Genomic DNA, 17,549 nt, shown 5'->3' with positions numbered 1-17,549 from the left:
CTTAACAGAAGTTTTTATGACTTTCCCCATTTCCTCTACGGTGCCCCTACACCAGCAAACGTTTTCCCTAGACCATGCCGCCTTTACCCATTTGCTGGCTAACACCGAAAATTTGCTCGTCATCCAAGACTTAGATGGGGTGTGCATGGGCCTGGTCAAAGATCCGTTAAATCGGGAAATTAACCCAGACTATGTGGAAGCAGTCGCTAAATACGATGGTCACTTTTTTGTGCTCACCAATGGCGAACATATTGGCAAACGGGGTGTCAATGGCATTGTGGAGAAAGCCTTAGGCACAGCGGTAGACGATTTACACCTGCCGGGCCTGGCCGCAGGGGGGGTGCAATGGCAAGACCGCCATGGCGAAGTTACCCATCCTGGTGTCAGTGACGCCGAACTTGCGTTTCTAAAGGCCATTCCCCAACGGATTGAAACGACGCTGCGAGATTTTTTGCAGACGGTAGACCATGGGTTGTCTGCGGACACATTGAACACCTGTATCGCTGCATCGGTGTTGGATAATGTGGCATCGCCGACAGCGAATCTGAACACGTTTTATGAAACCCTGGAAAATCCCACCCTTTATGGCCAAATCCAGGAGCAGATGAAGGCGTTGATGGATCAGCTACTCACAGAAGCTACAGACCAGCAGCTAGGGGCCTCATTTTTTGTGCACTATGCGCCCAATTTGGGTCGAGATACCACTGGCAATGAAGTGGTGTGGTGGGCAGACGCCGCGACATCGGGCACGACAGACTTTCAGTTTATGCTGCGGGGGGCGGTGAAAGAGGCTGGAGTGCTGGCCCTGCTAAATCGCTACTATTTTCATCGGATTGGCATGCACCCTCTGGGAGTGGGCTTTAATGCACGCCAGGCGCCAAAAACGATGGCGGATATGCTCAACCTGGTAAAGCAAAATTTTGACCCGGTGCATATGCCTCTGATTGTGGGTGTGGGGGATACGGTGACGAGTAAAGCGGTGGAAACGGAAGATGGCGTGGAGTTTAAGCGTGGGGGCAGCGATCGCAACTTCCTCCAGCTCATCCAAAACCTAGGCCAAGCCTTTAATAATGGCAACCTGGTGGTGTATGTAGACAGCAGCGGCGGCGAACTCCAAAACCGCAGAGCCATCCAAGTAGAAAACAATATGGTCACCCAGGGGCCGGTTGACCCCAGCGATACCACCGACCCGCTCACCCTCAATGTGGTTTTCCCCGGTGGCTACGAACAATATTGCCAGGCATTCCAAGCAGGTGCCGCCCAGCGCACAACCCCATAAACAACCATGGAACACGTTATCGGCGTTGACTTAGGCGGCACCGCCATTAAGCTCGGGTGCTTTACCCCCACCGGCGACTGCTTAAGTTCGCTAACGGTGCCCACCCCCCAGCCCCAATATCCAGAACCCGTATTGGCTGCTGTGGCAGATGCGATCGCCACCCTAGACCCAGACCACAAAGCATCCACCATCGGCATTGGCACCCCCGGCCCCGCCGACATCACCGCCCGCATTGCCCGCATCGCCATTAACTTACCCCAGTGGCTCGATGTGCCCGTCGCCAACATCCTAGAAGCCAAAACCAACCGCCCGGTGGTGGTCGCTAACGATGCCAACTGTGCGGGCCTCGGCGAAGCCTGGCTGGGCGCAGGCAAACACTACAAAAACCTGATTTTGCTCACCCTGGGCACCGGGGCGGGCGGCTGCATCATCCTCAATGGCCAGCTATTCGTGGGGCACGACGGCAGCGGCGGCGAACTCGGCCTGGTCACCCTCAACCCCAATGGCCATGAATGCCAGAGCGGCAACACAGGCTCTTTAGAACAACATATTTCCGCCCAGGCCATCCGCCGAGAAATGGCCATGGAGCCAGGAGAGTTAGCCGCACTTGCAGCCACAGGAGACGCCAAAGCTCTGGAGTTTTGGCAACACTATGGCCAACTACTAGGCATTGGCCTGGTCAGCTCTATTTATGTCCTAAACCCAGAAGCCGTCATTATCGGTGGTGGCATCAGCGCCGCCGCCCCCTACTTTTTAAAGTCCACCCAAGCAGAAATCGAACAACGCATCCGTCCCCGTTATCGACGCTCCCTACAATTACTCACCGCCACCCTGGGCAATCGGGCTGGCATGGTGGGAGCGGCAAAATTAGCGCTAGATCATATTAGTTAATCAACGAAAAAGGATAGATCAAAACCCAATCTAAAACGTTACAAATACTCAAAAACCAGTCTCTACAATTAGAAAAATATAAGCTATCAAAGACTTATATAAATGGTTGTAAATTTGAGTAAACAACGATCTGGAAGACTGTGTTTGGTGCTACATTAAATCTATCGAAACAACTGAATAGACATCAGGAAGTCCACTTTATTCCTGATAGTTAAACAACAAAAACTCCTCAGATTTAGCTATACGTCTACCAAGGGCATTCGTCATTTTAGGTTACTAAAATAGACCGCCAAATCTCAATCGATATAAGGCACGTAGCAAGTTTGAACCGTAAACCCTTAGTAAGCAAATACCATTTACTTCTTCAACCAAATTAACAGCAGACTAGCGATTGTTTTTGAGTTTTGCCAAGTTGAAAAATGGGGTCAGTTAGAAATAACTGGCCCCTATTTTAATGGCCCCCATTTTTATTTTTTAGTTCTACTAATATCAGATCAGAATGGCCGATTGGTTAGCCCTAGTCATTGGCAATAGCCGCTGGCATTGGGCGTGGTTTCAAGAGATGAACCTACGCTGGGTGGGGCACGCTCCCCATCGGCACCAATCACCAGCCACCAGCCTAAATACACTGCTACCTGATCATGCGCCCCCTGAGCTGCACGCCATCTCTAGTCAGCCCCTAACCGTGTGGGCCGTTTCCGTGGTGCCTGCCCAAAGGGCATATCTCAATCGCCCCTTGAACGTGCACTGGATTCAACAGCTCCCGCTCAAAAACATCTATCCCACCATGGGCTTAGATCGGAGAGTGAGTTTATGGGGCGCAGGTCAGCACTATAGCTGGCCCGTCCTAGTGATCGACAGCGGCACTGCCCTGACCTTTACCGCCGGTGCAGATGCAAGCTTTAAGGGCGGTGCCATTTTATTAGGGCTGCGATCTCACTTCAGAGCCCTCCACCACTACACCGCCGCCTTACCCCCCATAGAGCCCCCCACTGACCTACCACCCCCCTGGGCAATGACCACACCTGACGCCATCCAAAGCGGCGTCCTATATCCCCTTTTAGCTGGGATCCACCACTATATTCAAACCTGGCAACAGCAATATCCCAACACCAACCTAATCTTTACCGGCGGCGACGGCGAGTACCTCCATCGGCTTTACCAAACATACTTACAACAACAAAACCAGGTCCTGCACAACAGAACCTGGTTTGATGCCAATCTTATGTTTTGGGGAATTGCCGCTTACCGCAACGAAGCGACCCGTGAGCTATAGGCGACCGTATCGGTGCCCGAGGTTGCCGCAGGCAGAGCTAAATCACTATCCATCCGTTCCAACCGCGCCACCCGATCCTTAGGATTAGGATGGGTACTAAACATCGCCGGAGGATTATTACCACTGTCTAGCTTTTGCATCAGCGTTGCCATACCCGTTTGGTCATAGCCCGCTTCCCCCATGGTGATAAAGCCATGGTCATCCGCCACCAGCTCATCTTTGCGGCTATTGGGCAAGGTCAACGCCACATCCACAGCAATACCCACCATCTGGTTACGGCTGAGGCCGAACGCCCCAGCCACGCCCTGGGCAATCGCCACATCTCTCATCTGGTCTAGGGCATGCTTTTCCGCAATGTGCCCCACCTCATGGCCTAAGACACCCGCCACTTCTGCTTCATTATCAGCCGCCGCCAACAGACCGGTGGTGATGTACACATAGCCACCCATGGTCGCAAAGGCGTTAATACTGTCATCTTCGACCACCTGAAATACATAGGGAATGTCTGGGCGATCGCTATGGGGTATTAAACTTTGTCCAATCTGATCCACATAGGAGGTCAGAGCCTCATCGCGATACAGCCGAAACGACTGGCTCAACAACTGGCGATTCACCTGGGAGCCCAGATTCACCTCCTGCTCATTAGACATATTGGTAATTTGGAATACCTGGATAGTCGGCAAAATAATATCCAACCATCCAGCACTGGCAGGGCGAGGAACAAACGCACCAAAACTGAGGGTCATAACAAACGCCATCACACCGTAGGCCAGACGGCGTTGCCAGCGATTACCCCAGCGGAAAACTGCATTAGACATGATCAGCGTACTGAAAGGAAACAGCGAATAGAATGTTGCTAAACCGCAATGCCATCTGACCACAGCCGGAAAGCAAAAGCTGCACATTGGACAGACACATCATCTACGACATCAGCAACGAGAAGCGAAGACGGATAAAGTCAACTCTGAAATTGTTTGGATAACAAAGCTAATATCCACCTTTTGACCATAGCGATAGCCTCGATAGCTTTCCCCATGGGCTGTGACAGTTAATAGATTGTGGTTTAACTCCCTACCCTAAACAGTCAAGTTACAAAAATCATTGGGTATATAGCGGAATCTCATCATGAACCAATGTCCCAGGCTTGATACACAGAGCAAGTCGAGAGATTTCTGGTCTACATCCCTACAATTTGGCCTCCCCATGCTTAAATACTAACGGCTGCATCCACCCAAGCTAGGGTGAGTTGCACGTCTGTTACATTTCGGAGTACCCAAGCCATGGCCATTTTGGATTCGAAAGGACGCTTGTTTGGCAAAATCAGCCTCTTAGACATTGGCGCAGGCTTGATCATTCTGATGGTGGCAGTCGCCATATTCTTCTACCCTGGCACATCGGGCTCGGTGGCCCAAGTCGGTGCCATCAATAAAGACATCGAAGTGGATGTGATGGTGCGCGGGTTAACCGTCCTCAACCCAGAAGAATTTTTAGACAATATGCGAGAGGAAGGGAAAACCAACATCATCATTCGGAACCAACCCTACGGTCAGGTGGGCATTAAAACGATCCAACCCTTACCCCGTAGCACCGCAGTCCCCCAGCCAGATGGGTCTGTAAAAGCATTTCCAGACCCTCGTCCCGAGCTCGAATTCACCACCGACATGCTGATCACCCTGACGGGCAACGCTCAGATCACAGATGACGGGGCTGTATTTGGCAACAGCAAAATAAAAATTGGTACCCCCATCGAACTAGAAGGCCAGCTATACACCTTTAGGGCCAGCACAGTTGCTGTACGCATACCTGAATAAATATTTTTGTAGCCTCAGCTACATTTTCTCAGTCTATTATCAGCCATTTCTCTGAAGATTTTCAGCCACCTATCAGAGGGGCTTCAGTTGGTCTTTTCATCGTTGTAGGCAAGAAAGTTCAAAGCCTACTTCTTTGGAGGACACACGATGAAACGCTTCTTAGTTTCAGGTTTATCTGTTTTAATTGCGGCTACTGCTGTTGCACCGGCATTGGCCGCTAAAACCACCAACGATGACTCTTTGGTGAACACCACAATCCAGCAACGCCGCCTACATGAACTCAACATCCGCAACAAGAGCAGTGACTCTTTGGTGAACACCACATTGCAGCAACGCCGCTTAGATGAACTCAACATCCGAAATAAAAGCAGTGACTCTTTGGTGAACACCACATTGCAGCAACGCCGCTTGGATGAACTCAACATCCGAAATAAAAGCAGCGCTTCACTCACCGACAAAACGATTCAGGAATATCGCCTGAATGCGATAGATATCCGCAACAAATCCTAATCTCGATTTGTTTAGGTCACCTATTGTTTTAAGCATAAAAACCGACAGAGGGCACCCACTGTGCCCTCTTTTTATTTGGCTTGATTTTGCAGAAGACTGGGGCAATGCGAATAGAATCGGTATGATTAAGATACTTGACATTTCTTAAAGGTTTTTGTCATATATGGCTGCGACCAGTGACTCAAAGGGCTTCAAGCAATTTTTAGAAAATCGTATTTTATTAGGTCGGCCCCTCACCACTGAGTTAACAGCGATTTTGCTGGTCTACTTTGTCCAAGGCATTTTAGGTCTGGCGCGGCTAGCCGTTAGTTTTTTCCTTAAGGATGACCTGGGGCTGAGTCCCACAGAAGTAGCAGCCCTGACGGGGATAGCTAGCTTGCCATGGACGATTAAACCCCTATTTGGTTTTTTATCCGATGGGCTACCGATTTGGGGCTATCGCCGTCGCCCATATCTGATTTTGTCAGGGTTAATGGGCACGACGGCCTGGCTCGTGCTGGCCACTTGCACTAACACCGCTTGGTTGGCCACCGCCATGATTCTCCTAAGTTCGGTGTCCGTGGCCATGTCAGACGTCATTGTCGATTCCCTGGTGGTGGAGCGGGCGCGCCAAGAGTCCCAAGGTGAAGCGGGCACTATTCAATCACTGTGCTGGGGCGCTTCTGCCATCGGCGGTATTTTGACAGCCTACGTTGGGGGCTTGCTGCTGGAGCAAACCAGTACCCGCATGGTCTTTGCCGTCACGGCCACATTTCCTCTAATTGTGTCCATTGTGGCCTGGTTGATTGCGGAGGACGCCTCTAGTGAAAAATCTAGCTTCAAAGCAATTTGGTCTCAGGTCAAACAACTGAAAACGGCCTTTAGCCAACGTGTTATTTGGATGCCTGCTCTATTTTTATTCCTTTGGCAAGCCACCCCCAGTGCTGATTCAGCGTTTTTCTTTTTTACAACCAACGATTTAGGATTCAAACCTGAATTTCTAGGACGGGTACAGCTGATAACGAGTTTTTCTGCTTTGATCGGCATTAGTATTTTCCAGCGTTTTTTGAAAACAGTGCCTTTTCGGGTAATTTTTGCCTGGACCACCGTCTTAGCCTCCGTTGGGGGAATGACCACTCTCTTGTTGGTGACCCACGCCAATCGCAGCCTGGGTTTAGAAGATCACTGGTTTAGCCTAGGCGACAGTGCCATTCTGACCATCATGGGCCAAATTGCTTTCATGCCAGTCTTAGTGCTTTCTGCCAGGCTATGCCCACCGGGCGTCGAGGCCACCTTGTTTGCCCTGCTCATGTCCATTGTTAACCTGGCAGGTCTGGTGTCTCGGGAATTGGGAGCGGTGCTGACCCATTGGCTACAGGTTACGGAAACAGACTTCACCAACCTGTGGCTGTTGGTTCTGATCACTAATTTGACCACCCTACTGCCCCTACCGCTGTTGTTCTTACTGCCAGATGATTCGGTCTCTGGGACTAGCGCAGCAGCGGCCGAGGCTAATGCTGAAGACACAGAAGCCCCTGAACCCGCCTTAAGTTCTTCATAGCCAACCAACCATCAGCCGACCCTGGTTGGGTTGCAAAATAGCGGACTCTACCTAAGGGTCTAGCAGGTTTTTACTGACCATTCATATCTCTTTTTAAGTTTTTAGTTATTTTCTAATGCAAACTCTTCCTTCCCCTGGTGCATCCACTGACTTTGATATGGATGATTGGCGTAGCGGCTATCGGTCGCAGCCCAATGAATATGCCTATGAAATCGAAGACATTGAAGGGACAATCCCACCTGACCTGCAAGGCACGCTATTCCGCAACGGTCCTGGCCTATTAGATGTTGGCGGGCAGCCGGTACACCATCCATTTGATGGTGATGGCATGATTACGGCTATTTCCATCGGGGATGGTAAGGCGTATTTTCGTAATCGGTTTGTGCGCACCGAAGGCTATGTCAAGGAACAAGCCGCAGGGAAGCCGCTTTATCGGGGGGTTTTTGGCACCCAAAAGCCCGGTGGGCCCTTGGCCAATGCCTTTGACCTCAGGCTGAAGAATATTGCTAATACCAATGTGATTTATTGGGGTGGCAAACTGCTGGCTCTGTGGGAAGCGGCGGAACCCCATCAGCTGGATGTGACCACCCTGGAGACCCTGGGTCTGGAATATTTGGATGGTGTACTGAAACCGGGGGAGTCATTTTCGGCCCATCCTCGGATTGATCCTAGCTGCGATCGCACCAATCAACAGCCTTGCCTAGTCAACTTTGGCGTCAAAACCGGTCTATCCAGCACCATTAGCATCTACGAATTTGCCACCAATGGACGGCTGGCCCACATCCACCGCCATAACATTCCTGGTTTTGCCTTTCTCCACGACTTTGCCATCACCCCCAACTACTGCATATTTTTCCAAAACCCCGTTAGCTTTAACCCTGTGCCCTACCTAGCAGGTCTCAAGGGAGCGGCAGAATGTATCCAATTCAATCCCAAGCAACCCACCCGCGCCATCATCATCCCCAGAGATGGCACCAGTCCCGTCCAAACCATCGACCTTCAGCCCTGCTTCGTCTTTCACCACGCCAATGCCTTTGAAACCGACGGCAAGCTCTATCTAGATTCCGTCTGCTATCAAGAGTTTCCCGACCTCAAAGGGGCAGAGAATTACCTCGAAGCAGATTTCAGTCGCATTCCCGAAGGCCAGCTCTGGCGCTTTGAACTAGACCTCGACCAGGGCTCTAGCCAAGCCCAGTGCCTACTTGAGCGTGGCTGCGAGTTTCCCCACCTCAACCCCAATCACGTTGGTCGCCCCTATCGCTATCTATACATCGGCGTTGCCCACCAGTCCCAAGGGAATGCGCCCCTTCAAGCCATCCTCAAACGAGACCTAGACACTGGCAAAGAAGAAATTTGGAGTTTTGCCCCCCGTGGCTTTGCCGGTGAACCTATTTTTGTCCCTAGGCCCAACGGCACCGCAGAAGACGAGGGCTGGGTCCTTGGCATGTTTTACAATGCCGCCAGCCGTTGCACTGAGCTAAGCATTCTAGATGCACAAAACATTGAGCAAGGCCCCATCGCCACCCTCAAACTCAATCACCATGTCCCCTACGGACTCCACGGTAATTTCACCCAGAACCTAGTCATCAAAGCGTAAAGCCCACAGCGCATTCAGTACATCTAAGGACAGCGGTACTATCCCTCTCTCTGGGATAGTACTGATTTATCATGGGTGTCGTTGTCATCCAAGCACAAGCGGGCATTCTACTTACTGTAGACAGGTAATAAACGACACCCGTAGCCCAAATGAATCAGCGTATAGTTGGCCAAGAAACCCTTAACTACCGCCTGCGCCCCAATCACAGCGGAGTATGCCTTGATCTTTGGGAAAATGACCCCGATGCCTCCCCCGGCGAAGCATCATTTCGATTCTTTGTTACCTATGACCTCAAATCCACCGCCGATGCCCAGGCAATTTTGGATAACTATTTAGTCACCAACAGAATGGACCAAGCTATCCCATCAGCCGACCAGGAAGTGACTCCCCTCCACTTGAGCACCCTGGTAGGGTCCACAGCCGTCGTTCAATAGGCTAATTCTCGGGTTCTTCTGCTGCAGCTCCATCCGGCTGTAGCTGACGCTGCTTCTCTTCTAGGTAGTAGTCCCCCAGATCCGCACCATTGACCTCCACGGGCTGATACCTAACCACCCCCTTGATATGGACCTGATTTCCAACGACAGGCGCCACTTCCTGGGTTGAGATCCATACTTGACCGGTCCCATCATCCACCTGATACAGCCAGCCATTCACAATGGCTAGCTTTTGGGTCACTGTTCCCATGAGATTGACTGAGCGCTCCACCCGCTGCGGCTGCTTCAGGGCTTCAATCGGAACCGTTGACTTTGGCAGTGAGATTAAGCTAGGCACCTGATTGGTGGATGATGGGGAATGACAAGCGGCAGAAAGCACCATCAAGCCAGTCGCCAGTGCCAGCATCCATCGAGTATTAGAAAAATATAATTTTGCAACCATAGTTAAAAAACATACGTGATCGCTACATGTCTGATAGGACAACAACGCTAGTCACATCGGCTAAAGTATGACTCCTCAGCCCACAGGGCCATTAGCCGGATATACAGCTAAGTTGATCAGACAGCAGCTTGGCAAATATAGGTTACGCACTTACAGCGCCAGAAATAACTAACAGCGTGGGATTGGAAAAGCTATGTACACCCCAATCTGTTCCATCTCTTCAACAACCGTGGGTGCTCAACCAGTACAAAAATTCAGCATTGCGGATTTGACGTAACATCTCCAGCCATTTAGATAATTTTATCGGGCATTTCATCCTGGCCAGCCGCAACGGTCAAAGCACAGGCATATCAGGAAATTTGGGGCAGGGGAATAGCGTTTGGTACTCTGAGGACAGTCAATGTTGCCAGTATCTATCAGTTAACTGGTGACACGACACCCTCGCCAATAAAGTTAGCAAAATCTCCATGGCCCAGCGGTTAGATGGCAAAGCCCTTGCTCAAAAGATTCAAGCTCAGCTTGCAACTGATATCAGTCAACGCGACCCTAACCTGCGCCCGCCCGGATTAGCCGTTGTAATGGTCGGGGACAACCCTGCCAGCGCCGCCTATGTACGAAATAAGGAAAGAGCCTGCGATCGCATTGGCATTACCTCCTTTGGCTCCCATCTGCCCGCAGATACTGCCCAAGAAACCGTTGCAGAACTGATCGATCAGCTCAACAACGATGAACGGGTGGATGGCATTTTAATTCAACTGCCTTTGCCCAGCCATCTCGACTCAGTCGCGCTACTCAATCGCATTGCCCCCGATAAGGATGCTGATGGGCTACACCCTGAAAATATGGGGCGTTTAATGCGTGGCGAAGCGGGATTGCGAAGCTGCACGCCAGCAGGTGTGATGGCAGTCCTCAAGGAATACAACATTGACGCAACCGGCCAGAAGGCCGTCGTGCTAGGGCGCAGCATTTTAGTCGGTAAGCCCATGGCTTTGATGCTCTTAGCCGCCAATGCCACGGTCACGATGGCCCACTCGCGCACAGAAGATTTGCCCGCACTGTGCCGTCAAGCAGATATTTTAGTGGCGGCAGTGGGACGACCGAACATGATTAACTCAGATTGGATTAAACCTGGGGCGACAGTCATTGATGTCGGCATCAACCGTATTGAAGACGAAACATCTGGTAAGGCAAGACTCGTAGGCGATATAGATTTCGCTAGCGTTGAGCCCATTGCCGGGGCAATTACCCCCGTACCCGGTGGAATTGGGCCTATGACAGTGACCATGTTGATGCACAATACAGTATTAAGCTACCGCAAGCGATTTAATGGTTAATTAATAATTAGCCTTAGGTCAATTTTGATCTTGCCAACGGCGTAGTTCTACCGATTCATATTTTTCCTTAGTAGCCATGATGACCACCGATGTCGCTGCCGATTTTGACCTAAAAACCTATCTCACCACCAAGTGTGCCGAGGTTGAGGCAGCCCTGGAGCAGTCATTAACCGTGGTTTATCCCGAGACAATCTATGAATCCATGCGCTATTCCTTGATGGCAGGGGGTAAACGTTTGCGTCCCATTCTTTGTCTGGCGACCTGTGAGTTGGTCGGTGGCACGATTCCCCAGGCTATGCCCACAGCCTGCGCCCTAGAAATGGTGCACACCATGTCGCTGATCCATGATGACTTACCAGCCATGGACAATGACGATTATCGGCGGGGCAAACTGACTAACCATAAGGTTTATGGTGATGATGTCGCGATTTTGGCAGGGGACGCTCTCCTGGCCTATGCGTTCGAATTTATTGCCGACCGCACCCAAGGTGTTGCCCCCCAAGCAGTGTTAGATGTAATTCGTCGGCTGGGTAAGGCCGTTGGCGCAGCTGGACTCGTCGGGGGGCAAATTGTTGATTTGGCCTCCGAAGGTAAGCCAGATACGTCCATTGAAACACTGAACTTTATCCACATGCACAAAACGGCAGCCCTGCTAGAAGTCTCGGTTGTATCTGGTGCAGTGTTAGGTGGCGCAGACTACGACACCGTTGAAAGGCTTTCTCGCTATGCCAATAATATTGGCCTAGCCTTCCAGATTGTGGACGACATTTTAGACATTACGTCCACCCAAGAAGAACTGGGTAAATCCATTGGGAAAGATGTGCAGGCCCAAAAGGCTACATATCCCAGTATTTGGGGCCTAGATGAATCGCAAAAACAAGCCGACGCGCTAATCCAAGCCGCCAAGGATGAACTGGCCACATTTGGCCCGCTTAAGCAACCACTCGTTGCGATCGCAGATTACATCACCGCTCGCACACATTAAATATCCTGCAAAACCCATTTTTTAAAACTTGTATGGAAGCCTTTATCGAAATTTTTCAGAACCACGTCCTTGTGGTGTCACTGGCCGCTTGCATCAGTGCTCAGTTGCTCAAACTGATCATTGAGGTTGTACATAACCAACGCCTCAACTTTCACGTCTTAGTGGAAACTGGCGGTATGCCCAGTTCCCACTCCGCTCTGGTCACAGCGTTAGCCTGCGGCATTGGTCAAACGATTGGCTGGTCGAGCCCAGCGTTTGCGGCCACCGCCGTATTTGCCGTCATCGTTATGTACGATGCAGCCGGGGTGCGCCAAGCCGCCGGCAAGCAGGCTCGGGTGTTAAATCAGATCGTAGACGAATTCTTTAATGAACATGAGTTCAAAGAAGACCGCCTCAAAGAACTCCTAGGGCATACCCCCGTGCAAGTCGTGGCTGGTGCTGCCCTAGGCGTCATCATTGGCATCCTTGCAGCCCCCACATACTAGGGGCCTAGAATACTAGGGGCCTAGAAATACTAGGCATCTAGAAATACTAGGGGCGTTAGCACCCAGTAGGGCATCAAAAATCTGGGTCGATGGTCACCGAATAGTTTCCGCTAGCCGAATCACACGCTGGCCATCGACTAAAAAGGACGTTAGCCCACTGTCTACTAACTGCTGTAGCCGAGATGCAGCGAGGGATGTGTCGGTGGTATGCAACACCAGTAAATACGGCTGCTGTAGATAAACGGCCAGCCCCACATTGCCTTGCTGCGCTAACTGACGGCCAACCTCAGGATCCTGCTGATAATCGACCAAAACAGCCACACCTTCCCCCAGCAATTTTGGTTCATAGGCAACTGGCTCGGGGACGGCCACCACCGCAACGGGTTCCACCGTCTCTTCGGAGGCAACCGTGGGTTCTACGACCACCGTATCTAGCTGCTCAATATCATTAAGATATAGAGCCCAGGAATTGGCGACCTCCAATGAATCGAAGCCTCCCACCCGCACTACTGTGTCATCTAAGTAGCTGCAAGCCAAGGTAGGTTTATCAGTTGGCAAAACAGAAATTGCGCGATCGCGAGTGGCGGCATCCTCCCCGCGCACAAACAAAAGATACTCACTACTAGCAGGCGGTGGACAAGCCGGATAGCTTTGGGCCATCACGTTCCCAGTTAAGCCACTCGCGAGTAAACCTACCGTAGCTCCACTTAACCACCGATATGCCATTGTCCACCCTCCTGAATGAGCGTTGTTCGAACTAAGCCGCTGCCAAGGACGCTAACGGATCACCCACAGATGTTAACGGAGTTTCAAACTCTCCAGTGGCAATGTACTCCAGTCTTAACTTTAGCCAAGTGATAAAGACCTTATCGGTGGAAACCACGGCCGCCGCAGGTTGAGGACACTGTGCTTTGACTGCAGCTAGTTCCGGCGCTTCTAAAAAGGCAGGCTGCTTTACTAGCCAAAAATCAATTTCTTTTTCCTGTTCCTGATAATAGCGATGTCTCTCTTTCAAGACCTCTTCTAGAGGCTCTTCCTCAAGCAGAAAGCGCTGGCTAGCTACGGCGTAATAATATGTCGTCATGCGTCTTAAAAACTAGCAAAATCAATGGGCCGATGGGTGCCCGGTTTTCAAAGTCAATAGACAGGATTCTAGCAGGGAATAAGCGCCCTGGTACTTTCTGTTATTAAACTCACCAGCCAGTCAACTGCACGCTTAGAAATCCACAGGAGATGTGGCCACCACCTGGGAAAGCTCATCGGTGTCTACCGACAAATCGTACTCATCCTCATCGATGAACTCATCCTCATCATCGTCATCCTGTAGATCAACCGCAGCACCGTTGATCAATACCCCCAGTAGACGAATATCATCGTTCATGTCTAACTCTTCTAGGGCCGTGTTGAGCACCGCCCGCTCAGTCACACCGGGGCGAGCGACCAGAATCATGCCATCTGTTTCACCCTCCAGTAGCAAAGCATCATCAACGCGACTCAAGGAAGGCGTATCCAAAATCACCATGTCAAAACGCTCACGGGCATCGCTTAAAAACCGACGCATTTCGCTGGATTCTAAAATCGCTGCCGCCTGCCGTTGAGGTCCAGGGCTCGATGAAACATACAGGTTTTCAATAAAGGGCACCATGGCTACGCTGTCTCCCAGGGTGCCACCGTAGTACCTTAAGGGCTCTAGAAAAATCTTTTCATCTTTGACCAGACCTAGGTATTGGGCCTTTGATGCAGACCGCAAATCTGCTTCGACTAGGAGGGTACGACGCCCAGCCTGGGCCGCTGCGATCGCTAAATTATAAGCAGTAATACTCTTACCTTCATCCGCGACCGTACTCGTCACCAACACCACCCGAGGACCAATCACACTATCCTCAAAACCCGTGAGCCGCAATTTACTCAAGCAACGCTCATAGCTATCGTGGTAGGGCGAATCAGGTTGCACCAAGATAGGCGCAGCCTTAGCAGGGCGCGTACGAATCAGCGGCACTGCACCCAGGATAGGCATATCCAAATCGCGCAATATTTTCTCCAAATCCTCAGGCGTACGGATCGTGCCATCCAGCATATCCAGTAGGAAAATAATTCCACCGCCCGCAATCAGCCCTAACAGGCCTCCTGCCAACAACACAGTGGCCGGGTTTGGATTTTCCGGCTCATTAATCACAGCCGTGGGCGGTGTCGCCACCGTCAAACTACTAACGGTCTCAGCTTCCGCCGCTTCCGCATCAACGATACGCGCTTGAATTTGGTCGTATAACGCTTTTTTCAAACCCACCTGATACGCCAACCGTTCACGCTGGAGTTGCTTATTCGGCAAGCTGGCATATCGCTGGCGCAGCGCTTGTTCAGATAGGGCCAGTACCTGATTCTGACGCAACAAAGTATCTTGCTCAGTTTGCAAGGCCACTAACTGATTCGCTAAGTTCGCTCGCGCCGGATCTAAATTGCCATTGATATTTCCCACTCCGGGGGCCAAGGCCGTGGTCTGGCCATCCCCTAACAACACTTCCTGCTTCCGCCGGGCAAGTTGTAACTGGAGCGTGTTCAGATTTTGCTGAGCTTCCACGACCACCGGATGACTAGCCCGATAGTCCCCCTGACGCAGGCCATCAATCTGGCTCTCAACCTGATAAATTTGATTCCGCAAATTCGCAATCAACGGATCAGCACTTAACGCTGACGCCACATAGGCCTGATCGGCATTCATGCCCAAACGCTGTTGCAAACTCCTCATTTGGGCATCAATGCCTTCTAAGGTGATCAAGTTTTGACGAATTTGCTGCTGACTACCCGAAATCTGACCGAGCAAACTGCCATCTTCAGCAGCTTGGATGGCTGGCCCTTCCTGGCGATCGTATTGTTCTAATGCTTGCTCTGCTTGACGTAACGCATTTTCAATAGGTGGCAACCGTTCATTCAAGGCATCGATAATAGCTTGGAGTCGAGCTTTATTTCGAACACGGCTAAATTCCACCATGCCCTGGAATAAGGTACTGAGGACAATCGTCGCCGTTTCCTCATCTTCATCAATAAAACGCACCACGGCCTGCTTGCCAGGCTCATCCTTATCTCCACCCCTAACCGCAATGGTGGTATTGCGCCGAATCTCACTGGCAGTGAATTCTACCCCTCTAGTGGTTAATTGTCGAGCCACCTCTTGGAGTAAAACTTCCGACAAAAGTTGCTCTTCACTAATAATGCCTCGCCCAAGCTGGTCAATCGTATTAGCCGTGTTCGTTAACGATACGAGGGGCGCATTGTCTACCAGTGTTCCTTCAGCGTAGTATTCCACTGGCGGCGGCGGCTGCAAAGCCACAACACCCGAGGCGCCTAGAATGGACAACAAGCACGCCAGCCCAGCCCACTTATAACGCTGAACAGCCAATAGATAACGCTTGACAACAGGAGAGACCATGAATGGGCGCTGAATTAAAGAGAACTAGGTGGAAAAAGCACGTAAGTTATTGACTCAGGCGGACCTAACATAGGTCGATTTTGTCATATTCGGACGACTACAGGAAAGCATAGCTCAATCCATTATGATTCGGCCCTAAACAATCACGCCGTAGGGACAGACGCCCTTAGTTATCGTCACCGAACAGATCGTTATCAACAATACTGTCAAAGAAAAGCAGAAACCCCAAAATGTCCTGAAATGGCTGAGTGACCGTATCAATTGCGAAGGTAATACGATTGATAAAGTTACGCCCGACGACAATCACATCATTATCCCTAAGGGGAGGATTTTGGGTCGGGTCACCATAAACGGCTTCCTTAGCGTTGAGCTTCGTCACAATCGGTTGACCTTGCTCTGGATCAAAGCGAATCAAAGCCACCGACCGTAAATTAGCCTGATTGAGTGGCAAGCCTAGGCCACCACCACCACGCACCGAATCACCGACCAATGCATCCACAAAGGTACTGCCATTGGGTAGACGTTGACCGCCAATCACCCCCCTTGGATAATTTACTACCCGCACAATGATTTCAGGCTGGGCCAAGGTGGAACGGGAAACAAAGTTCACGTCGTAGTCATAGGCTTGAGCCGGGTCAAGGCGAGGAATAATCACGACATCACCATTTTCCAGGCGATCTTCAGGCAAAGGTTTTCCATCCCGAATGGGGGTATACAAATCGAGTGTTGTTTCGATTGTGCCCTCGGGTAAACGTCGCTGAATGCGAATTTCTCTTAAATCTGCCGTATTTCTGGCACCGCCGGCTGCAAGCAACGCCGCAGAGAGCCTAGGTACGGGGAGTGGGTATAGTCCTGGCCGCTCAATTTCACCCAGCAGTACGACTTCTACGCCGCGTTGTGCCGTCAGTGCCAGGGTGACATCAGGCACTCGATATCGATTGGGCTCCAAACTGCGAAGCGCTTGATAGTTTGGAGAAATTTCTCGATTGAGAACGTTCTCCGCTGACTCATACGAACGACCTTCAATCTGAGTAATCAAACCTTGGTTATTTTCATAGAGCGATCGCACTTCCGCCAGAATCACATACTGATTGTAGATAGCCCGAATTCGATTTTCCGCTTCATTCAGGGTTAAACCAGCCATGGGCACAGCGCCCTCAATAGGCACAATCACATTGCCCTGCTGGTCTAACGTGGCCTGGAAAGACAGATCGGGAAACCGCTGCACACTGACAAAAACACTATCCCCTGGCCCCAATCGATAGTGCTCAAACTCACTGTCTGGATCGTTGACTGCTGGGGTCAGCCCTTCTAACAACCTAGAATCCAAATCATCCGGACTTGGGCGCAGATTAAAAGGCGGTCTATCTACCGCAGGCAGGCTCGGCTCGGAGTCACCGTCTGTGAAAGCATCTTCAGGTGGCAGTTCAGACGGAACTGTAGGCACCTCAATAGCCTCCTCCTCGACAGAGGGAACCGGAAGCTCGGGAAGACCTTCCTCTAAAACATCTTGCTGGGCTAAGGCAGACCCTTGCCAC

The 17,549-nt window shown here is 51.0% G+C and carries 17 protein-coding genes; 11 read left to right on the top strand and 6 right to left on the bottom strand.

The window, feature by feature from the left end:
• Nucleotides 1-40 precede the first annotated feature (40 nt).
• From stpA to IXB28_RS13910, 3 genes are all read left to right on the top strand, one after another.
• A complete protein-coding gene (gene stpA / locus IXB28_RS13920; RefSeq protein ID WP_215619329.1) occupies nucleotides 41-1,279 on the top strand; it encodes a glucosylglycerol 3-phosphatase in 1,239 nt (412 codons plus the stop codon).
• A 6-nt stretch (nucleotides 1,280-1,285) separates the two neighbouring features.
• Nucleotides 1,286-2,170 carry an ROK family protein gene (locus tag IXB28_RS13915; protein WP_215619208.1) on the top strand — a complete coding sequence of 295 codons (885 nt, stop codon included), beginning with the start codon at nucleotides 1,286-1,288 and terminating at the stop codon, nucleotides 2,168-2,170.
• 499 nt (nucleotides 2,171-2,669) lie between these two features.
• Nucleotides 2,670-3,446: a pantothenate kinase gene (locus IXB28_RS13910; protein ID WP_215619207.1), complete on the top strand. Its 777-nt coding sequence runs from the start codon at nucleotides 2,670-2,672 to the stop codon at nucleotides 3,444-3,446.
• Here the strand turns inward: IXB28_RS13910 and IXB28_RS13905 are convergent.
• Nucleotides 3,416-4,264, bottom strand: coding sequence for a M48 family metallopeptidase (locus tag IXB28_RS13905; RefSeq protein ID WP_215619206.1), 849 nt, complete (start codon nucleotides 4,262-4,264; stop codon nucleotides 3,416-3,418). The genes IXB28_RS13910 and IXB28_RS13905 overlap by 31 nt on opposite strands.
• A 462-nt stretch (nucleotides 4,265-4,726) precedes the next feature.
• Here IXB28_RS13905 and IXB28_RS13900 point away from each other — a divergent pair, with 462 nt between their 5' ends.
• The 5 genes from IXB28_RS13900 to IXB28_RS13880 all read left to right on the top strand — a co-directional run bounded on the left by IXB28_RS13900 (nucleotide 4,727) and on the right by IXB28_RS13880 (nucleotide 9,338).
• On the top strand, nucleotides 4,727-5,257 hold the full coding sequence (locus tag IXB28_RS13900; RefSeq protein WP_215619205.1) for a DUF4330 domain-containing protein: 531 nt from the start codon (nucleotides 4,727-4,729) through the stop codon (nucleotides 5,255-5,257).
• 147 nt (nucleotides 5,258-5,404) lie between these two features.
• The gene (locus tag IXB28_RS13895) at nucleotides 5,405-5,767 is read left to right on the top strand and encodes a hypothetical protein (RefSeq protein ID WP_215619204.1); all 363 of its coding nucleotides are present in this window, start codon (nucleotides 5,405-5,407) and stop codon (nucleotides 5,765-5,767) included.
• Nucleotides 5,768-5,930: 163 nt separating this feature from the next.
• Entirely contained in the window at nucleotides 5,931-7,307 is a 1,377-nt protein-coding gene (locus IXB28_RS13890) for a folate/biopterin family MFS transporter (RefSeq protein ID WP_215619203.1), read from the top strand.
• 115 nt (nucleotides 7,308-7,422) lie between these two features.
• Nucleotides 7,423-8,904, top strand: a complete 1,482-nt coding sequence (locus IXB28_RS13885) for a carotenoid oxygenase family protein (protein WP_215619202.1) — start codon at nucleotides 7,423-7,425, stop codon at nucleotides 8,902-8,904.
• 149 nt (nucleotides 8,905-9,053) lie between these two features.
• Entirely contained in the window at nucleotides 9,054-9,338 is a 285-nt protein-coding gene (locus IXB28_RS13880; RefSeq protein WP_215619201.1) for a hypothetical protein, read from the top strand.
• Between the two features lies 1 nt (nucleotide 9,339).
• Here the strand turns inward: IXB28_RS13880 and IXB28_RS13875 are convergent, their stop codons facing one another.
• A complete protein-coding gene (locus IXB28_RS13875) occupies nucleotides 9,340-9,780 on the bottom strand; it encodes a hypothetical protein (protein WP_215619200.1) in 441 nt (146 codons plus the stop codon).
• 467 nt (nucleotides 9,781-10,247) lie between these two features.
• On the opposite strand from IXB28_RS13875, the gene folD reads away from it, so the two are divergent.
• The 3 genes from folD to IXB28_RS13860 all read left to right on the top strand — a co-directional run bounded on the left by folD (nucleotide 10,248) and on the right by IXB28_RS13860 (nucleotide 12,584).
• The gene (gene folD / locus IXB28_RS13870) at nucleotides 10,248-11,114 is read left to right on the top strand and encodes a bifunctional methylenetetrahydrofolate dehydrogenase/methenyltetrahydrofolate cyclohydrolase FolD (RefSeq protein WP_215619199.1); all 867 of its coding nucleotides are present in this window, start codon (nucleotides 10,248-10,250) and stop codon (nucleotides 11,112-11,114) included.
• A gap of 76 nt (nucleotides 11,115-11,190) precedes the next feature.
• On the top strand, nucleotides 11,191-12,099 hold the full coding sequence (gene crtE / locus IXB28_RS13865) for a geranylgeranyl diphosphate synthase CrtE (RefSeq protein WP_215619198.1): 909 nt from the start codon (nucleotides 11,191-11,193) through the stop codon (nucleotides 12,097-12,099).
• A gap of 32 nt (nucleotides 12,100-12,131) precedes the next feature.
• Entirely contained in the window at nucleotides 12,132-12,584 is a 453-nt protein-coding gene (locus IXB28_RS13860; RefSeq protein WP_215619197.1) for a divergent PAP2 family protein, read from the top strand.
• A 93-nt stretch (nucleotides 12,585-12,677) separates the two neighbouring features.
• Here IXB28_RS13860 and IXB28_RS13855 read toward each other — a convergent pair whose 3' ends face one another.
• The 4 genes from IXB28_RS13855 to IXB28_RS13840 all read right to left on the bottom strand — a co-directional run bounded on the left by IXB28_RS13855 (nucleotide 12,678) and on the right by IXB28_RS13840 (nucleotide 17,458).
• Complete coding sequence (locus IXB28_RS13855; protein ID WP_215619196.1) at nucleotides 12,678-13,310, bottom strand: hypothetical protein; 633 nt, start codon at nucleotides 13,308-13,310, stop codon at nucleotides 12,678-12,680.
• Between the two features lie 31 nt (nucleotides 13,311-13,341).
• Nucleotides 13,342-13,668: an MgPME-cyclase complex family protein gene (locus IXB28_RS13850; RefSeq protein ID WP_215619195.1), complete on the bottom strand. Its 327-nt coding sequence runs from the start codon at nucleotides 13,666-13,668 to the stop codon at nucleotides 13,342-13,344.
• Between the two features lie 132 nt (nucleotides 13,669-13,800).
• A complete protein-coding gene (locus tag IXB28_RS13845) occupies nucleotides 13,801-16,011 on the bottom strand; it encodes a GumC family protein (protein ID WP_215619194.1) in 2,211 nt (736 codons plus the stop codon).
• A gap of 166 nt (nucleotides 16,012-16,177) precedes the next feature.
• Nucleotides 16,178-17,458 carry a polysaccharide biosynthesis/export family protein gene (locus IXB28_RS13840; protein WP_326521046.1) on the bottom strand — a complete coding sequence of 427 codons (1,281 nt, stop codon included), beginning with the start codon at nucleotides 17,456-17,458 and terminating at the stop codon, nucleotides 16,178-16,180.
• Between the last annotated feature and the right edge of the window lie 91 nt (nucleotides 17,459-17,549).

The organism is Leptothoe kymatousa TAU-MAC 1615 (assembly GCF_018739865.1).
Classification (GTDB): domain Bacteria; phylum Cyanobacteriota; class Cyanobacteriia; order Phormidesmidales; family Phormidesmidaceae; genus Leptothoe; species Leptothoe kymatousa.
This window is presented reverse-complemented; position numbering and strand designations above follow the sequence as displayed.